This is a genomic window from Saprospiraceae bacterium (assembly GCA_026129545.1).
Lineage (GTDB): Bacteria > Bacteroidota > Bacteroidia > Chitinophagales > Saprospiraceae > M3007.
Genome location: JAHCHX010000001.1, coordinates 1,933,839 through 1,951,734, shown reverse-complemented (window position 1 = coordinate 1,951,734; position 17,896 = coordinate 1,933,839). Strand labels below are relative to the sequence as shown.

Here is a 17,896-nt window from a genome sequence, read left to right as displayed (position 1 = left end):
TTGAGAGTAATTAGGGGTTATTGGGGGTTATGAAGGGGTAGGCAGGCGATGAGGCGGTTGTTTCCGACTTTGCGCTGCTTGCTCCTTGATAATCCCTGATAATCCCAGATGACTGATTCGCAAAATTGGGGTCATTGAAAGTCAACAAACATTGCTTTCAATGGCCTCAATGCGTTTTTTACCCCCCTGTGTCAACGACTTGGTGTTTGTTCGCCCATTCCCAAAAAAAGTTTGGCAATATGTTTGACATTGTATAGGAATTACCCAAACGAGGGTTGAAGGTTATTGAGGTCATTAGGGGTTATTGAGGTTATTTGGGGTTATTTGGGGTCATTAGGCGTTATTAGGGGTTATTGAGGTCATTAGGGGTTATTTGGGGTTATTGAGGTCATTAGGGGTCATTAGGGGTCATTAGGGGTCATTAGGGGTTCAAAGGGGCGAAAGTGTGCGTCCTAAAACCTTTTGGGTTTTCAAAACCCGTTTTGTGGAGTCGCAACCCATTTCGAGGAACCTAAACCCAATGGTTTATGGAACAATCGCCGCAAAATGAACTGGTAACGTGCCAACACATACTTGACGGGCTTCCTTAATCAAGCCTCTGTGTCCTCTGCGCCTCCGTGTTTTTTTTATCACTCCCAATGTTTTTGAATGGTCTTCATCTTTGCCCGCTTTACTTGGCCGCCCCCCTTCAACTTAATGACCTCAATGACCCCTAATGACCCCCAATAACCCCTTAATGCCCCCCACTATACACACGACTTTGCCAAATTCCGATTTTCTGGTAAAAGGCGTCAAACCGATTATTTTTTTTAATTCTTACCACTCTACGACATGAAAGGAAAGCTGCACACTCCTGCTTTGTGGCTTGATGCCTCCCCCCGTTATTCCTCATGGAAATTTCTGAACCACATTGCTCATTCGTTAGCCTTGATAGGCCTGATATGGGCCGCGCTCGCGCAAACGGCGTGGTCGAATGGGGTGCCCCTTATCAGCCTGACCGCTCCGCCCGACCTGACCTTGGAAACGAGCGGGCCAGCCAACGCCACCTGCGGCGATTTGGTGGATGTCACCATCGCGGTGGTAGGCGGTTTCGCGGATATTGGCGCTTTACAATACAGCGTCAACTGGAACGAAACACAATTGAAATATATCAGCCATAGCGCACTGGAGATTGGCGGTGTAGGAGGCGACCCGATTGTGGGCGGTGACACGGACAATGGCGAACTGGTATATGTCTGGCTCGACCCGGACGGTGTCGTGGGCGAAGACCTCGCTGACGGCACGGTGCTGCTGACCATCACTTTTCAGGTGGTAGGAGGGGGCGCGGCGGCGGTCGAGATTACCGACACGCCGCTCCTGATGGAAGTGTCGAACAGTATGTTCGAGACCAACACCATCACACCCCAGAACAATGCGAGCATCACGCTGGACGCGCCGGTTGTGACCCTTGCGCTGGGCACGAACTTCGCTTGCCCCAACGACACGATGGTCGAACTGACAGGTGGCTTGCCGCCCGGCGGCACCTATCTGGGTCTCGGTGTCACGGGCAATAATTTCAACGCAACCGTAGCAGGTGTGGGCATCCACACCATTACCTATCTATACGATTTTGGCGGCTGCTCCGGCAGCGCCACCGATGACATGACGGTGGACGACATAGAGGTGCCCATGATTGCTTGCCCAGTACTTTTGGTCACAGAGAATGCCGATGCCAATTGCGAATACACGGTGAGCGGTACGGGCTTGGATGCAACCGCTACTGACAACTGCATAGTGGCCAGCATCGTCAACGACTACAACGGTACAGCCACGCTGGACGGGGCGGCGTTCACCGCCGGGACAACGGTGGTACTCTGGACCGCCACCGATGGGGTGGGGCTGACGGCCACTTGCGCGGTGGAAATCACCGTGAACGACGTGACACCGCCGACGGCTGAATGTCAAGACATTACCGTCAATCTGGACGCGGAAGGCAAAGCCTTGGTGATGGGAATGGACCTCGACAATGGCAGCAGCGACAACTGCGACAACCCCGTAGGATTGTTTGTGTCGGGGTTTGCCTACTACTACGCTTTCAACCATTGGACGTTTAGCTCCACGGGCGACGGGAGCGCGGATGATTCCGGGCTGCCCACTTCGGTGGCGCTGACTTCCAACGACGACGGCAATGGCGGCGACACCAAAATTTGCATTGATATTCCACAAACCACCACGGTGGCGTTCACTTGGGACTATTTCACCTCCGATGATGCGGAGTTCGATCCCTTTGGCTTTGAGGTCAATGGGGCTTTCACGCAATTGTCGGATAACGCTGGCGGGTTTTTCCAGTCTGGTTCTGTCGTGGTTGCCTTGAACGAGGGCGACAATTTTTGTCTGGTGGCCAATTCGTTTGATGGGCTTTTTGGAGCGGCCACCACGACGATTTCACCTTTCCACGTCAGCAAGACACAATTCAGCTGCGACGACATTGGCGACAACGGCGTGACGCTGACCGCTTTGGACAGCGCCGGAAATACCAGCACTTGCAGCGCCACCGTGACAGTGGTGGATGTTACCCCTCCGGTGCTTTCCTATACGTTCCCAGATACTTACAACGTGAACGTGACCTCTGGGGATTGCTCTACGGTGGTGACCATCGAAAGGCCGAGCGTGACGGATTGTGTGGTGCCTGTTTTTGATAACTTTGAATTGAGCGTGTGTGGTGCCATTATGCTCCAACCGACCGAAGGCCCCGCCATCATAAATGGCGTGCCTGACCCGGATTTCCTCAATGTGATTCCTGCGTTGGACGTGTGCGACCCTTCGACAAAATTTGTGGCGATTCAATTCCCGGTGGGTGTCACCGAGATTCCCTATATCTGGTGCGATGGCTTTGGCAATTGCGACACAGTGACGATTACCGTCACGGTGATTGAGACAGGTGTCCCGGTCGCCAACTGCATTGGCACGGTGATACCGCTTTCGCTGAACGCCAATGGCTTCGTGGTGGTGAATCCCGATTTGGTGAACGCGACTTCCGGCGACAACTGTGGCCTCGACTCGATTTGGGTGACTCCCGATACGCTGACTTGCGCCAATTTGGGCGACAACATCGTGACCCTTACGGTGAGTGATGGCGATGGCAATACATCCACTTGTACCGCCACCGTGAACGTGGTGGACGAACTGGCGCCCATCGTCAATTGCCCCACCGACTTCGTGGCTTCCACGGACACGACTACCTGCGATGCGCTTTCTGAAAATATTCCGGGACTGTTGCTGACGGAACTTCCGGCTGACGGCATCATCAATGCCCCCGGCCAATACAAGGACAATTGCGGGGTGGTCTCCATCGGCTACACTTTGACGGGTGTCACGTCAGGCTCCGGCACTTACCCGATTCCAGATGGGACAGTATTCAACATCGGTGCTACGGCAGTCACCTATATTTTTGAGGATGCCGATGGCAACACGACTTCTTGCAGTTTCAATGTGACGGTGGAAGACCTCGTGCCGCCGCAGACGTTGGATTGCCCAACCCCGGCACCGGTGACCGCTAATTTGGCTGGTTGTTTAGCGGCGGTTACTTGGACTCCTCCCACTTTTACGGACAATTGCCCGGGTGTTTTGCTGCTCACAAATTCGCACAATCCCGGTCAATTCTTCAATTTGGGTGCGACGCTGATTACCTACACGGCAACGGATGTGGCAGGCAATATCGGCATTTGCACTTTTGAGGTGGTGGTGCTCGACGACCAACCCCCAGTGGCGATTTGCAAAGACATTGAAGTCTTTTTGGATGCTAATGGTACTGTGACGGTGGTGCCTTCGCAACTCAACAACAACAGCACAGACAACTGCTTTTTGGCATTGGTGAGCGATACGGTGACCTACAATTGTCTCAACGTCGGCCCCAATGACTACCTTTTCATTGTGGAAGATTTTAGCAACGCCCGCGACTCGGCGCTTTGCGTCGTGACGGTCAGCGACACCCTCGCACCCGTCATCACCGACTGTGACCTTTTTGTGGCGCCTGATATTGACCTGGATGCCGATTGCCAATTCGTCTTGAATGCGGCTGACTACGCGCTGAATTTCAACATAGAAGACAACACCCTGAACGACGCGCCACCCTGTCCGCTCACTTTTGAGGTGGACGTGGATGGCAGCGGTTTTGCGGCAGAATATCAATTTACTTGTCAGGACAAAGGCGCGAACATCGTGACCTTCCGCGCCACCGACGTGTTTGGCAATACCGCCGTTTGCACAAAAACGGTAACGGCAAACGATGTGACACCGCCCGTCATCATAGATGCCGACGTGGTTGCGCCGCCCGATGTCACGGTGGAATGCAGCGACTATGATGCCAACGATTTTGCCACACTGGGCCAAATCACGCTGGCTGATGTGACGGATGCCTGCGACGATGCTTGTGGCGCCACGCTCGACATCGCTTTTTCCGATTCGGAGGTGCCCGGCTCGTGCGCCAATTCGTTCTTCGTGTTCCGCACCTGGACGGTGAGCGACCAATCTGGCAATTTCACCACCCATTTACAGACCATTACGGTGCTCGACACGCAAGCGCCTGTCATTTCGGATGTTGATACGCTCATTAGTTTGGAAGCTAACAATTACGACGACGTGCCGCAATGCGTAGCTACGCACACGGTGGAAATACTGGATGCCAACGTGACGGACAACTGTACCACCGACTTTGCGGATTACACGCTCACATACGTCATTGACTTGGCTCCGTTGGGCGTTGGCCCCAACATCAACGGCACGGGCGCGGCGGCGACGGCGGATTTCCCAATTGGCACTTCCGAGGTGACTTTCACCGTGACAGACCCCTGCGGCAACAGCAGCGAAGTGACCGTGACAGTGGAAGTGGCGGATGTGAACGGCCCAGTCATAAATGAGCCGTTCGGCGCTTATTTGGGCAATACGAATTTGGTGTGCGACAGCACTTTTGTCATACTCAATGCCACTGGCAACTGCGGCAACATCTTCTCTTGGTACCGCCCGTTTGCAAACGCGAATGAGGAAAGTTTCTTTGATTGCTCCAACTACACGGTGACGGAGACGATTAGCGATGCCTCGGTGCAAAGCGCCATCAATGCTTCATCTCCCTTCACCTATGTCAATCCACCCATGTTTGGCATTTTCCCCACCACCTTCTTCCCGGTGGGCAACACGGTGATTACCTACACGGCGACCGACGAGGTGGGCAACACCACGGTGTGTGCCTTCACCGTTCGGGTGATTGACAACGAAGCCCCTACCATCCTCTGTCCTTCTGACCAAAACCTGTCCATCACGGCAGGCTGCACCGACGAGACACTCGTGCCCAGTTATATCAATGGCTTGCAGGTGACGGACAATTGCCCAAGCAATGTCTTCATCACGCAAACCCCCGCTGCGGGCACCACACTTTCCGATGTGGTGGCCGATGTGCAGGCGGGCGAAACCTTCATCGTGACGATGATGGCCCAAGACGGCCAAGCGGATAGCTTGAGCGCCGTTCCTTGCACGTTCACCGTCACGCTGTTTGATGGCACGTCGCCTGTGCCGGTGTTGCCTTTCCTGCCCGACATCCTTACGTCTTGCGGCTTGGACACCGTGGAGGCCCCTATGGCGCTTGATTGCAATGGGATTGACTTCGACACGATTTACGGCACGCCCTCTGCCCCGGTGGTAGAAATCCTGCCTCCTTTGGTGCCGGGCGGCCCGCCGCGTTATGTGCTCAATGCGGGCAACTACGCCATCACATGGTCGTACACAGACCCGCAGAACAACACGACGACACAACTGCAAAGTGTTCAGATTCAACCCGATAACAACCCTCCGTTGGCATTTTGCCAACAACCATTCACGGTGGAGCTGACACCTGCCGGCGACTATGCCCTCAGTGTCGCGGAAATTGACGATGGCAGCACAGACCCCGACGATTGTGGGCCTGTTGACTTGGACATCAGCCCTGCGGTGCTGACCTGCGCGAATTTGAACGACCCAGTGACGGTGGTGCTGACGGTGACGGATGTGAGCGGGAACACCGCCCAATGCTCCACCTCGGTGCTGGCGCTGGACGTGACGGCTCCCGAACTGTCGCCCATCCCCGCCGACCTTGCCTTGGAGGCTTGTGACCCGATTCCAAACCCAGCCAGCGTGACGGCCGCGGATGCCTGCGACAACAACGTGGAAATTGCGTTCCAGCAAGATACCGTGTTGTTCCTCAACGACTATTCCTACGTCCTGCAACGCCTCTGGACGGCCACCGACGATGCCGGCAATGTCAGCACGGGGACGCAATTGATTGTGATATTGGACACTCAGGCACCCCAAATCATTGGCGCGCCCGATACACTCGTAGTGTTCACGGACTTGAACAATTTGGATTGCAAAGACACCGTGAGCTTTGACATTTTCCCCTTCATCAGCGATTGTGACACGACTTCGCTGACCATCACCAACAACCTGAGCGACCAAGGCACGGAGTTTTTCGATGTGTTGGCGGTAGGCACCTACACGCTCATTTACACGGTCAGAGATGGGAATGACAACATAACGACGCACGAGATATTTATAGAGGTAAAGGACGGCACCGACCCCATCGCGGCTTGCATCAATGGGGTGAGCGTGTCGCTACAAGCCTCTGGCACGGTGACGGTGACGGCTGCCAACATCAATGCGAGCAGCTCGGACAACTGCACCGCACAGAATGATTTGGCCTTGAGCATACAGCGTCTCAACCCGCTTGGCCCCATCACTTCTGCCATCGTTTTCACTTGCCCCGACGCGGATGGGGTGACGCAACATCCGGTGCGCTTGTATGTGGAAGACGAAGCGGGCAACCAAGCCATCTGCGAAACATTCATCGTGGTGCAGGACAACGTAGTGCCAACTATCACAGCCTGCCCGCCCGATAGAACGGTCATCTGCAATGTTGACCTTTCGCCCGATACGCAAGGTTTTGCTTTGGCCAGCGACAACTGCCCAACGACGACGGTCTCCTTCACGGATGCCATAGTCGCCGGCACGGGCAATGCTTGCTACGATATTCAACGCACTTGGACGGCAATTGACCAAGCGAACAATTCCGCCACTTGTGTGCAAATTTTGAGCGTGCTGGACACCGTGAAACCGACACTCTCGCTTTTGCCCGCCGATATTACCATCGGATGTACCGACACTTTGACGGTGCCGCCCGTCGTGACGGCCTTCGACAACTGTACCAACAATGTGAGCGTGGTGTTGGAACTCGACACCGTGAATGTCGGACAAGGCAGTTGCGGCCAATTCAGCTATACCATACAACGCACTTGGATAGCTACCGACGATTGCGGCAACACCGCCGTGCACACGCAAAATGTGGTGGTGACCGACGATGAGGCACCCGTGTTCACGGGAATGCCCGACACGGTGACGCTCTTCACGGCGAGTTTCCCCATCAATTTGACCTGCTCGGTCAATTGGTCGTTCGATGTGGCGCAATTCGTGAGCGATTGCCAGCCCGATAGCCTGCTTGCCATCACCAACAATGGGCCGCAAGGCGACGGCGACTCGGATTTGAGCGGCGAATATGTGGTAGGCCTATACAACATCCAAATCACGGCAAAAGATGCCTGTGACAACACGGCTGTGGATTCCATCATTCTGGTGGTGATTGACAACAGCATCCCGACCTTGATTTGCAACAACGATATCGTCATCGCGCTCGGAACCAATGGCCAAGCCCTCCTGTCGCCCAACGACGTTGACCTCGGCAGCACCGACAACTGTGGCATTGACACCATGTTCCTCTCGAAAAACCTGTTCGATTGCGGCGATTTGGGTTTCAACCCCGTGACCTTGACTGCTGTGGACGAGGCGGGCAATTTGAACGCCTGCACCGTCAACGTGAACGTAACACCCGGTCTGAATCAGGTGTTCACCCTCGTGACCACCTCCACGCCCGAATCCGTGTCGGGTGCCAACGACGGCACTGCCACTGCCACCCCCAGCGGTGGCAGCGGGCAATACACCTACGAATGGAGCACCACAGCCACTACCCCCACCATCACGGGATTGGCCGCGGGGACTTATACTGTCACGGTGATTGACCAATCGAACGGCTGCCGTCAGGTGGATACCATCGTGGTGGACGAGGGTTTGAGAATCACGCTCAGCGTGGGCAACGCGGAGGGCTGCATCGGCCAGACGCTGTCCGTCCCGGTGACGGTCGAAAATTTCTCGGATGTGGTTGGGTTCAATTTTGAACTAAGCGTCACGGACAACAACGTGGGCACACTCTTCGGCATCACTACCAATAGCGTGCATCCTAGTCTGGCAGCGGCGTTCACGCCCACCCTCAACGCAGGGTTGCTGGAGGTGGAATGGGCAGACACCGCATTGACTTTGCCCAGCGGCACCGTGTTGTTTAGTGTTGATATTCAACTGGGTGCGGCGGCTATCGGTTCCTCATCGCCCGTCGTAGTCACCAACGAGATATTCGAGATTCTGGTCAATGGCGACACCGCGACGGCCAACGTGACCGTAGTGAATGGCTCGGTGGAAATCACTTGCGACGAACCCGAACTCGAAATTGGTGGCGATATTCAAACTTGGAACAACCCGCAGCCCGTGCCGGGCGTGTTGGTGTCGCTCACTGGCGATGTCGTTGCCGACCAGACCACTGGACCCGGCGGCACCTATCTTTTCCTAGTACCCAACAACACGAATACCACCGTCAAGTGCTTCAAATCCACCCCCGGCAACGATGCCATCACGGGAGCCGATATCTTGCTCATCAAACGCCACGTCTTGGGGGTCCAACTGCTGACATCCCCCTACCAGTTCGTGGCAGCCGACGTGAGCAGCGACGGGAACCTGTCCATCCTCGACTATGCCCGCATCCAACAAGTGGCGCTTGGCCTGCAAGACCACATCACCGGCTCGCTCGACTGGAAGTTTATCCCCAAGTCCTACGTCTTCCCATCGCCCAACCCCATCAGCGTGGAGCCGGATAGCACCATCAGTCACCTGCCAGCGACGATGAGTTTCCTCGACGACGATTTCGTGGCCGTACGCATGGGCGACGTGAACGGCAACATCGTGCCGAGCTTCACCGACGACGATGCCGACGACCGCTCCGGCGGCACTTTCTTGTTCCGTCTCGACGAGCGCAGCTTCCAACAGGGAGAAACCTTCGAGGTGGCGTTCAAGGCGAATGATTTCAACGAGCGTTCCGGTTGGCAAATGACCCTCCAATTCGACCCCAAAGTGTTGGAATTGGTGGACATCGTGCCGGGCGCGCTGCCCGACATGAACGATGCCAACTTTGGGGCGATGCGTGCGAAGGAAGGGCTGCTTACCTCGCTGTGGGTGAATGCCGTGCCAATGACCTTGCCTGACGGCACCGTGTTGTTCACGCTGCGTTTCAAGGCCTTACGCAATGGGGCTTCTTTGGAAGAGATGCTGCATCCCAGCTCACAAATCACCCGCGCCGAAGGCTATGACCGCGACGGCCAGCCGCTCTACCTCGATTTTGCCTTCACACAAGGACAAAACGGGGCCGATGCTGCCACTTTCGCGCTGTATCAGAACCAACCCAACCCTTTCAACAGCCTGACGACCATCGCTTTCCGCCTGCCGGAATCAGGCCCCGCCACGCTGCGGGTGTTCAACACCGCTGGTCAGCTGCTCAAGCAAATCAGTGCCGATTTTGACAAGGGATACCACGAATTGCGCTTCCGCCGTGATGAGCTGGGCGCTCCGGGTGTATATTACTACGAGCTCGAAGCAGCCCAACACAGCGCCCGCAAGAAGATGGTTTTGTTGGAGTGATTTCTTGTCCGAAGGCTTGTTCGCCCAAGGGCAACAAACAGGGTCTGAATGACTCCTAAAAAACGAAGCGCCTCGCCAGTCGAATCAACTGGCGGGGCGCTCTGTTTTGCGCCGTGAGGGGCAGCACCTAAAAAATTTCGTTAAAACTTAGGCAGCCCCAAGCCATTGAACATTGAGAATTGGCCATTTCCGAATTGGTCAAGCCTTTCAACAAACCGCATCATTTCAACACATAGCCCTGACCAAACTGCGTGTGGATGAGTTTTTGCTCAAAACCCTTGTCCACCTTGTTGCGGAGGTAATTGACATACACCTCGATGACGTTCGTGCCAGTGTCAAAATCCAAATCCCAGACTTTTTCGGCGATTTCGGTTTTGGACAGCACGCGCCCGGGGTTGCGGAGAAATAACGTGAGGAGGTCAAATTCGCGCGGGGTGAGCAGGATGGGGCGCTCGCCGCGCCGCACCGTCTTGGCATCGAGGTCTTGCTCCAAGTCGCCGAACCGCAACACATTTTCAGGGCGGGAATTGGCGGCAGGCCGCCGCGCCAGCGCCCGCACTCGTGCGAGCAATTCACGAAATTCAAAGGGTTTGCTCAGGTAGTCGTCGGCTCCGGCTTCAAGGCCTGTCACTTTGTCGTCGGTGTGGCTAAGGGCGGAGAGCAGGAGAAAAGGCGTTTTGTTGCCTTTCGCGCGCAAGTACCGGCAGATTTCAAGCCCCGTGACACCGGGCATGATGATGTCGCATACGATGACATCATAGGTGCTTTCCAAGGCGAGGCGCAGCCCCGTGTCGCCATCGGTGGCGGTGTCCACGAGCCATTGTTGTTCGGCCAAACCCTGCTGGAGCGATTGAATGGTCTTGATTTCGTCTTCGATGAGCAGTATGCGCATGGCACGAAGTTACGGCGGCGTATCCCGATAAACAAAAACCCGCGTCTGGAACAGGTCCAAACGCGGGTTTTGATAGCTGGGGACAACGTCACATCAGGCCAGCAATGCCTCTATTTTTTCTTGAAGCACTTTTTTGGGCTGTGTTCCGACGAGTTTGTCTTTCAATTCCCCGTTTTTGAAAATCAGGAAAGTCGGGATGCCACGCACGTTGTATTGCATCGGTACCTCTTGGTTATTGTCCACATTGAGTTTGCCGACCAACGCACGGTCTTTGTATTCGTCGGCCAATTGCTCCACGATAGGACCCATCGCCAAGCAAGGCTGACACCATTCTGCCCAAAGGTCCACTACCGCTACTTTGCCGCTTTCGATGACGTCCGATTTGAAGTTCGAATCCGTGAGTTCGTATGCCATTTTGGAAAAAAATTAATTGAGTGAAAATTGCAAGTTTGAAAAATCGAGTGTTGAAACACCGTTAAGACCGAAATGGTTGCAAAGGTAACACGCCAACTTGTGCGCGTCCTTGAATGGACAGTCGAAAATGTCCGCGCCCCAACGTTTATATACTTTGATTCACTGTGATTTGTCGGATAAATATGATTGGTGTTCTTGATTTTGGGCAAATTGTGCTTATGGCCATGCTCTAAACTTGACGGCGCGAGGTATAAGACTTGTTACACTCAAAAAACAAACTTGCCACTCAACTTTCTCGTTTTGAGTTGTCTTGCTTGCCGGCCGAGCGACAGGGAAGAATCTACACAGCACGAGAGAAGCATCAGGAAGTCTTTCTATTCTTCCTTGCCCAGCCTGCTCAATAGAAAATAGCCAGCGGTGCCGCCTATGAGCGAGGCGAGCAGGATGCCGAATTTGGCCTGCAAAATGTAGGTCGGGTCTTTGAAAGCCAGCTCTGTGATAAACAGCGACATGGTGAAGCCCACCGCCGCCAAAAGCGAGGCGCCGTAAATGTGCCCCCAACGCACGCCAGTCGGCAGCCCGGCCCATTTGAGCAACACCATGAGCTTGGTCATCGCCACGATGCCGACGAATTTGCCCACCAACAGGCCCACCATCACGCCCAGCGTGACGTTGCTCCCGATGTTGGAGAAAAAATCGCCCGAAAAGGTAATGCCCGCGTTGGCCAAAGCGAATATGGGCATCACCACAAACGACACCAAGGGGTGCATGCCGTGTTCGAGCCGTTGGAGTGGTGTGAGCGCGGCTAACGAGTAGTAGCGAATTTTGTCAAGCACATGCAGTTGCTCCTGCGTCACCAGGCTGACGTTGTTGGTCTCCGCGTCCTCAAATGCTTTCGCAAGCAGGTTGATTTTCTGGACGAACTTGCGGTCTTCTATTTTCACGTTGGCTGGGATGGTGAGCGCGGCCAACACGCCTGCCACTGTCGCGTGAATGCCCGACAGCAGGAACGCCAGCCACAGCCCGCCGATGCCCACGATTCCATAAAACACCGTGTTCCTGACACCCAGCAGATTGGCCGCAATGAGTACCATCATAAACGCCGCCCCAATGCCAAGGCTCAACGCTGAAAACTCGGAAGTGTAAAAGATGGCAATCACCAGCACCGCGCCCAAGTCGTCGGCGATGGCAAGCGCCGTCAGGAAAATCTTCAAAGAGGTAGGCACCCGGTCGCCGAGCAGATACAAAATGCCGAGTGCGAATGCGATGTCGGTCGCCATTGGGATACCCCAACCGCTGCTCGCGCCCGTGTTGCCGTTCCAAGCCAGATAAATCAAGGCTGGCGCAACCATGCCCCCCAGACCCGCCATCAATGGCAGTAGCGCCTCTTTGGGTTTCGACAACTCCCCGGCCAGCACTTCCCGCTTCAGCTCCAAGCCTATGACGAAAAAGAAAATCGCCATCAAGCCGTCGTTTATCCAGTGATGCAATGTGTTGGAAATAAAGTAGTCATCGTATCCGATGGTAAATTTATGCTCCCAAAGGTGGTGATACGATTCTTTCCATGGCGAATTGGCCCACACCAAGGCGACGACTGCCGAAAGGAAAAGCATGATGCCGCCAGTGGTTGAGTTGTTGATGAATCGGCCAATTGGTTCGAGCAGCCGGTCTATAGGATCTTTGCGCATGAGGCAAACATAAATCAATCGTCGTGTTGGGTGTTTAATTTTTTGGGTAAAAACTTAGTCAGCCTCCAAACGCAGAGTACTCGGATGACAGCCTTATATGTTTTGACAGGGTTAACAAGATTTACAGGTTCAATGAGGCGGCTTCGCTGCGAAAAATCCTGTAAATCTTGTAAATCCTGTCAAAATTCAATGTCTGTTGCCCTGCCTAGGTTTTTTATACTTCGCGCCGTTAGGTTTTGGGCATGGCTGCAATCACAATCTGTTCAAAATCAAGAACATCAATCATGTTCATCTAACAAATCCTAGCGAATCAAGGTATACTTTTTTTGAAGGAAATACGAAATGCACAACACTCATCTCGCCAAAACGATTGTGCCCGCCTGAATTGGCAGGTTGTTGTGGTCAGCGATACGGTAAAAGTAAAAACCTTGCGCGATGCCCGTTGGTCTCCACCGAACAACGCCTCGGGCGTTGCTGCAATCCCAAACCCGGGCACCGCTATGGTCGTACACCTGAATGGATACTTCGCCCTGCCGACCGCTTGCATCGAATATCACCTCTTCGTTCGCCGGGTTGGGATACACCGCCACCTCCACTTCCTCCTCGACAGGCACGGGCGCACTGCTCGTGATGCACAACGTGTCCACGCACCCGTCCGCAGTCACCTTGATGACCCAACCAAAATACTGCGTGGTCGGCGGCGCAAAACGCCGGGTGTACCCTGCTGCCACGATGCTGCCGCTGGGCAGCACCGCCAAGCCGCCCAAATAGTTCTCGGACCCGTTGGGACTGGCCGGGAAAGCGGTGAACAGTTTGCTCCAAAGCGTGTCGCCGGAGTCGTTCAGCCGATGCACGCTGCCGCCGAGGTAGTTGGACTGACCCGAGATGATGGGCGTTGACCAGCGGCCTATGGCGACCCAGTCGCCGTCGGGGGTGGGCTTCATGTCCACCATGGAGTTGGTGGAGTAAGAGGTTTCGCTCAAAATTCGCGTCCACAGGAGGTTGAAGTTGCTGTCGCGGCGGACGATTTGGCAGCGGCTGCCCCAGTCGTTGGCGGAGAAGATTTCGGTCTTGCCGCTGCAATAGAGCCAGCCGCCGTCGGGCGTGGGGTTGAGGCCGACCACGCCCGCGTCCACAAGGTTCTCGCTCTCCTCGAACTCCCACAGCACCTCGCCGAGGCTGTCTATGGCGAAGAGCCACGCCCGCGCCCAACGCTGCGGTATCGGCGTGTTCTGCGGCGACTGGTGCGAGCCGCCGATGACGAATTCGTTGTCGCTGATTTTGACGAGGGAGCCTTGAAAATCCTGTATGCCGGGCTGGCCGTAGGATTTTTCCCAAAGTTTGTTGCCTGATTTGTCGGTACGCGCTACATAGATGTCTATTGAAAAGTCGCTTTTTTGTTTATGCCCACTAAGAAAAAAACCATTTTTGACTTCGATCACATTTCTTTGAAAAACCACTAATATGGCCGAATCGGTTTGTTCTTGATAAAGAATCAAATCCCCCTCTTTATTCAATTTCATCAAAAATCCTGAATAAACAGACTTGGGCTCACCGACGAGTATATATCCGAGACTGTCCGAAGATTTTATTATGCTATAATTTAGGCCAGCCGTGTAAGAATCTCCCGATTCATCTAAAATGATTTTCGATTGGTGAACATTTCCGAAGGTATCCATCTTGACAAAAACTATCCCCTGTTGATTTGTGTTGAGCTGAATGCCAACACCAAATACGACCAACGTATCGCCGTCTAAAAGCAAATTTCTGAACAAGTTTATTGATAAGTCAAGGTCATATTTATTGTTGAAGCCTGCTTGGGGAAAGGCAAGGGTTAAGCGCAACAATATCAACAAAGCAACCAGAATTTTTTTCATGGCACAAAAAATTGAAGCCCTGCCCCGCGTGAAGCAAGGCAAGGCCAAATGGTTTTGAAAGACTATTTATGAAGAAGGATTCTCCCCGTGCCGACAAAGTCGCCCACCGCTACGCGGAAAAAGAACATCCCAGACTTGAGGTCAGCAGTTCTCCATTTGACCGGGCTTGCCGTATCAGTGGTTCCAGCATAAGACCAAACAACCTGCCCCGATGTGTTCGAAACAAGGATTTGGACATCTTCTTCACCTTTGAAACTTTGCAAGTCGAACATCACCTCTTCGTTCGCTGGGTTGGGATAAACGCGAAGGCTCTCTTTTGGCGGAGCTGCGCTGTTTGTCTTTTTGCCGCCCTGATTTTGCCCCCGTTCCTCACCGGGCAGGTAGGCAATTGGCGGATAGTCCCTCCCGTACAGCCGGAGTATGGTCTGCGACATCCCGGTGGCGTAGCCTGCCGAGTCTGCGGCGAACACTTCTAACTCGTCAATGATATTCTGACTGAGATTGTAGATGTTCTTACCGTACAGATTGCCGAACAGGTATTTCACCCTTTGAAAGTCGGCGGCCTGTGCTTCGGTCAATGTATAGGCGGTAGAGACACCGTTCAGCACAGTGTTAGCAGATGTTGTGTCGCCCGCAGCCCAGTAATCGCCTGCCAGTGAAATCCGTGTCCCGTAAGTGTCCAAATTGCCGAGCCAAAGGCGGAAAGTGTCGCGGTGGAATGTGGTGGTGTCGTACAGCAGGTGCGACACGATGCTGTAAGCATGAACGTCCATCTGCTTGCGGTGGTAGCCCGCCAGTTTGCTTTTTGCTGCTGCCAGTTCGGGGTTTTCTGCTTGCACGGCCGTCTGGTAATCTGCCAAAGCACTGAGGAAAGCGCTTTTTGCCACATGGTACTGCTGTTTGCGCTGGGTCTGCTCCGTCGGGGTTTCGCAAGTTGGAGCGCAGTAATTGCTTTCGCAGGGGTTTGCGAACTGTCTTTCAGTCGGTATGATACCTGAGTAATCCTCCGGCTCTTCATCTGTCCCAGATTGGTAATAGTAATAGTTCACACTCGAACCCGTGTTAGAAAAATCCCGGTCATCTGGGCTGCCTGTGTAAGCAAATTTGTTGCCTGAAGGGCCATAGGTCACGTTTGGAGGTATGCCACTCTCCAGCCCCTGCTCGCTTTTGATGCTGCCGAGCACCAAAAAGTCATAGCGCTCGCTGTTTTGGTTGGTGTTGCAGTCGTAGTAGAGGCCGCGGGGCGGTATCGTCGCTTCTGCGTTTTGCAGGAAGGCGAAGTTGGAGGCGGTCAGTCCGATGAAGGTGTTGCGTCGGATGACGTTGTTGAATCCGCCGAGCGCCGCGGCCCAGATGCCGACCGCCGAGCCGGACTCCGGGTCGGCGTTGGTGAAGATGTTTTCCTCAAGGGTGAAGCCGTTGAGGTTATTGCCCAGCGCCACGCCAAACCGCGTGGGAAAGCTGCTGCCGGCTGGCCTGCCGAGGTAAAAGTTGTTGAGCACCATCAGGTCGCCCGATACACCGGAATTGGAGAGGCCGATTTGACAGTCGTGAAAATCGGCTTGTCTGACGGTGTGGGCGATGTGGGCAAACTTCTCGCTGCCCAGCCAGATGCCGTAGCCCAGCCCCCTGAACTCCGAGCGGGCGTACGTCTCGCAGGGCAGTGTGGAAGAGACGCAGCGCGGCAGCACCTCGAAGCCCGCATCGTGCGCGAAAATGCCGTATCCGTAGTCGGCTATGTCTGTCGGGGAAGGCGGGTCGTATTCGCTGACGTAGCGGCACCCGATGAAGCGCACGCCCCGTACACCGCCCCCCGCGCCCTGGGCCGCGTCGGGGCCCCAGAGTTGTAGGCCAATGTCGGCGTTTTCGATGCTCGCGCCGGAGTAGCTCAGCAGCCAGCCTTGCTGGTAGATGCCGCCCGAAGTTTGCTGGGTTTCGGAGGCTTTGCCCCACACTTCCACCCCCTTCCATGTGTCGGCGCAATCGTTGTTGGTGAGTTTGCCGTGCAGATAGAGCCGGGCACCCGGCTCTATGATGAGCCGTCCCTGTTGGCTGAACTTGACGGTCGTGTTGCCGCCGATGGTCAGGGCGCTGCCCGATTTCACGACCAGTATGTCGTCAATCGGGATGTTGGCTGTGTTCCAAGTGGTGTCGGAGCTGATTTGCGTACCCGTGATGGTCACGCCAGTTAGGGTGGGGCTGTCTCGCAGGTGGCGCTTCATGCGCTGCGCTTGCAGGTGCGTGAAGTACTGATAGCATCTCAAGTCGCTGTATGACATGATGTTCAGCTCATCGGGGTTTTAGGGTGTTCCGTTGCAGTTGTCGGTGCCGCTCAGGGTCCACTGACAGGTAGGGGGGGCAACGTTGGGGTGTGTGGAAGTCTGAAGTTTGGGGTCGGCCGGGGTGTCGCACACATAGTCGCCCGCGCTTCCGCAATTGGAGCCGTCGGCACATTCTGAAGACACGTTGCAGAATCCCGCTCCCCCAAGCGTTTCTCCCGTGCCCGCATGGGTGTGATAAAGCCCCAAACAATGCCCCACCTCGTGTGCCAACACAAAAGAGCGAACCATTGAGGTGTTGTTGGTAGTCGTGTCTATCAATCCAAACAGGGCAAGACCTGATGACGGTATCCCAAAAGCGATTCCTCCATCCAATTGGGCGTTGGTTAGGCGGTCAGGAAAAAGGAATAAATTTATGCCGCCCGGAATGAACAAAGATGGGTCTGCACAATGAGGCATGCCGGGTGTGGAAAATGATGGAGCATTGAAGCATGGCTGCTGGTCAACAAACACTGATTCACAGTCGCGCACAAAAAATATCCCATGCGGGTTGAAGGCCTTGTCGAGAAAAGTCAGCGCCTCCTCCACCTGTGCGGGGCTTTGGCCGCCTTGCCCGAGGCTGTCGCGGATGATGTGCAAAAATATCCGCACATAGAAAGGGTTGGGGAATGCCATGGTGTCGGAGTCGTTGTCACAAAACTCACCGCCAGCCCCTTGCTCAATGACACAAATAGAGCTGGATTGCGCGAGCGAAACGGACGGGGCGGCCCACAGCAGCAATAGCAAAAAACACCATTTATTGAAGGAGCGGGCGAGGGTGGGGAGCAATGAGATTGATTTCATGTCGAAGATGTTTTAGCGAACGAAAAATGGTTGGCAAGGGGCGTGTCAATAGGCTTGTTTCGGTGGAGGCCTTTCCCTTCACCGAAACAAGCCTCGAACATA

At 54.6% G+C, this 17,896-nt stretch carries 7 protein-coding genes; 1 reads left to right on the top strand and 6 read right to left on the bottom strand.

Annotation, left to right across the window (positions count from 1 at the left end; all coding sequences use genetic code 11):
• The first annotated feature begins 831 nt into the window (after nt 1-831).
• Nucleotides 832-9,801, top strand: a complete 8,970-nt coding sequence (locus KIS77_07565) for an HYR domain-containing protein (GenBank protein MCW5922182.1) — start codon at nt 832-834, stop codon at nt 9,799-9,801.
• 220 nt (nt 9,802-10,021) lie between these two features.
• On the opposite strand, the gene KIS77_07560 is transcribed toward KIS77_07565, so the two are convergent.
• The 6 genes from KIS77_07560 to KIS77_07535 form a co-directional block, all read right to left on the bottom strand.
• Nucleotides 10,022-10,693 carry a response regulator transcription factor gene (locus KIS77_07560; protein ID MCW5922181.1) on the bottom strand — a complete coding sequence of 224 codons (672 nt, stop codon included), beginning with the start codon at nt 10,691-10,693 and terminating at the stop codon, nt 10,022-10,024.
• 93 nt (nt 10,694-10,786) lie between these two features.
• Nucleotides 10,787-11,107, bottom strand: a complete 321-nt coding sequence (trxA, locus tag KIS77_07555) for a thioredoxin (GenBank protein ID MCW5922180.1) — start codon at nt 11,105-11,107, stop codon at nt 10,787-10,789.
• Between the two features lie 374 nt (nt 11,108-11,481).
• On the bottom strand, nt 11,482-12,795 hold the full coding sequence (nhaA, locus tag KIS77_07550) for a Na+/H+ antiporter NhaA (protein ID MCW5922179.1): 1,314 nt from the start codon (nt 12,793-12,795) through the stop codon (nt 11,482-11,484).
• Between the two features lie 353 nt (nt 12,796-13,148).
• The gene (locus KIS77_07545) at nt 13,149-14,237 is read right to left on the bottom strand and encodes a T9SS type A sorting domain-containing protein (protein ID MCW5922178.1); all 1,089 of its coding nucleotides are present in this window, start codon (nt 14,235-14,237) and stop codon (nt 13,149-13,151) included.
• 497 nt (nt 14,238-14,734) lie between these two features.
• A complete protein-coding gene (locus tag KIS77_07540) occupies nt 14,735-16,951 on the bottom strand; it encodes a T9SS type A sorting domain-containing protein (protein ID MCW5922177.1) in 2,217 nt (738 codons plus the stop codon).
• A 21-nt stretch (nt 16,952-16,972) separates the two neighbouring features.
• Entirely contained in the window at nt 16,973-17,794 is an 822-nt protein-coding gene (locus tag KIS77_07535) for a hypothetical protein (GenBank protein MCW5922176.1), read from the bottom strand.
• Nucleotides 17,795-17,896: the final 102 nt, after the last annotated feature.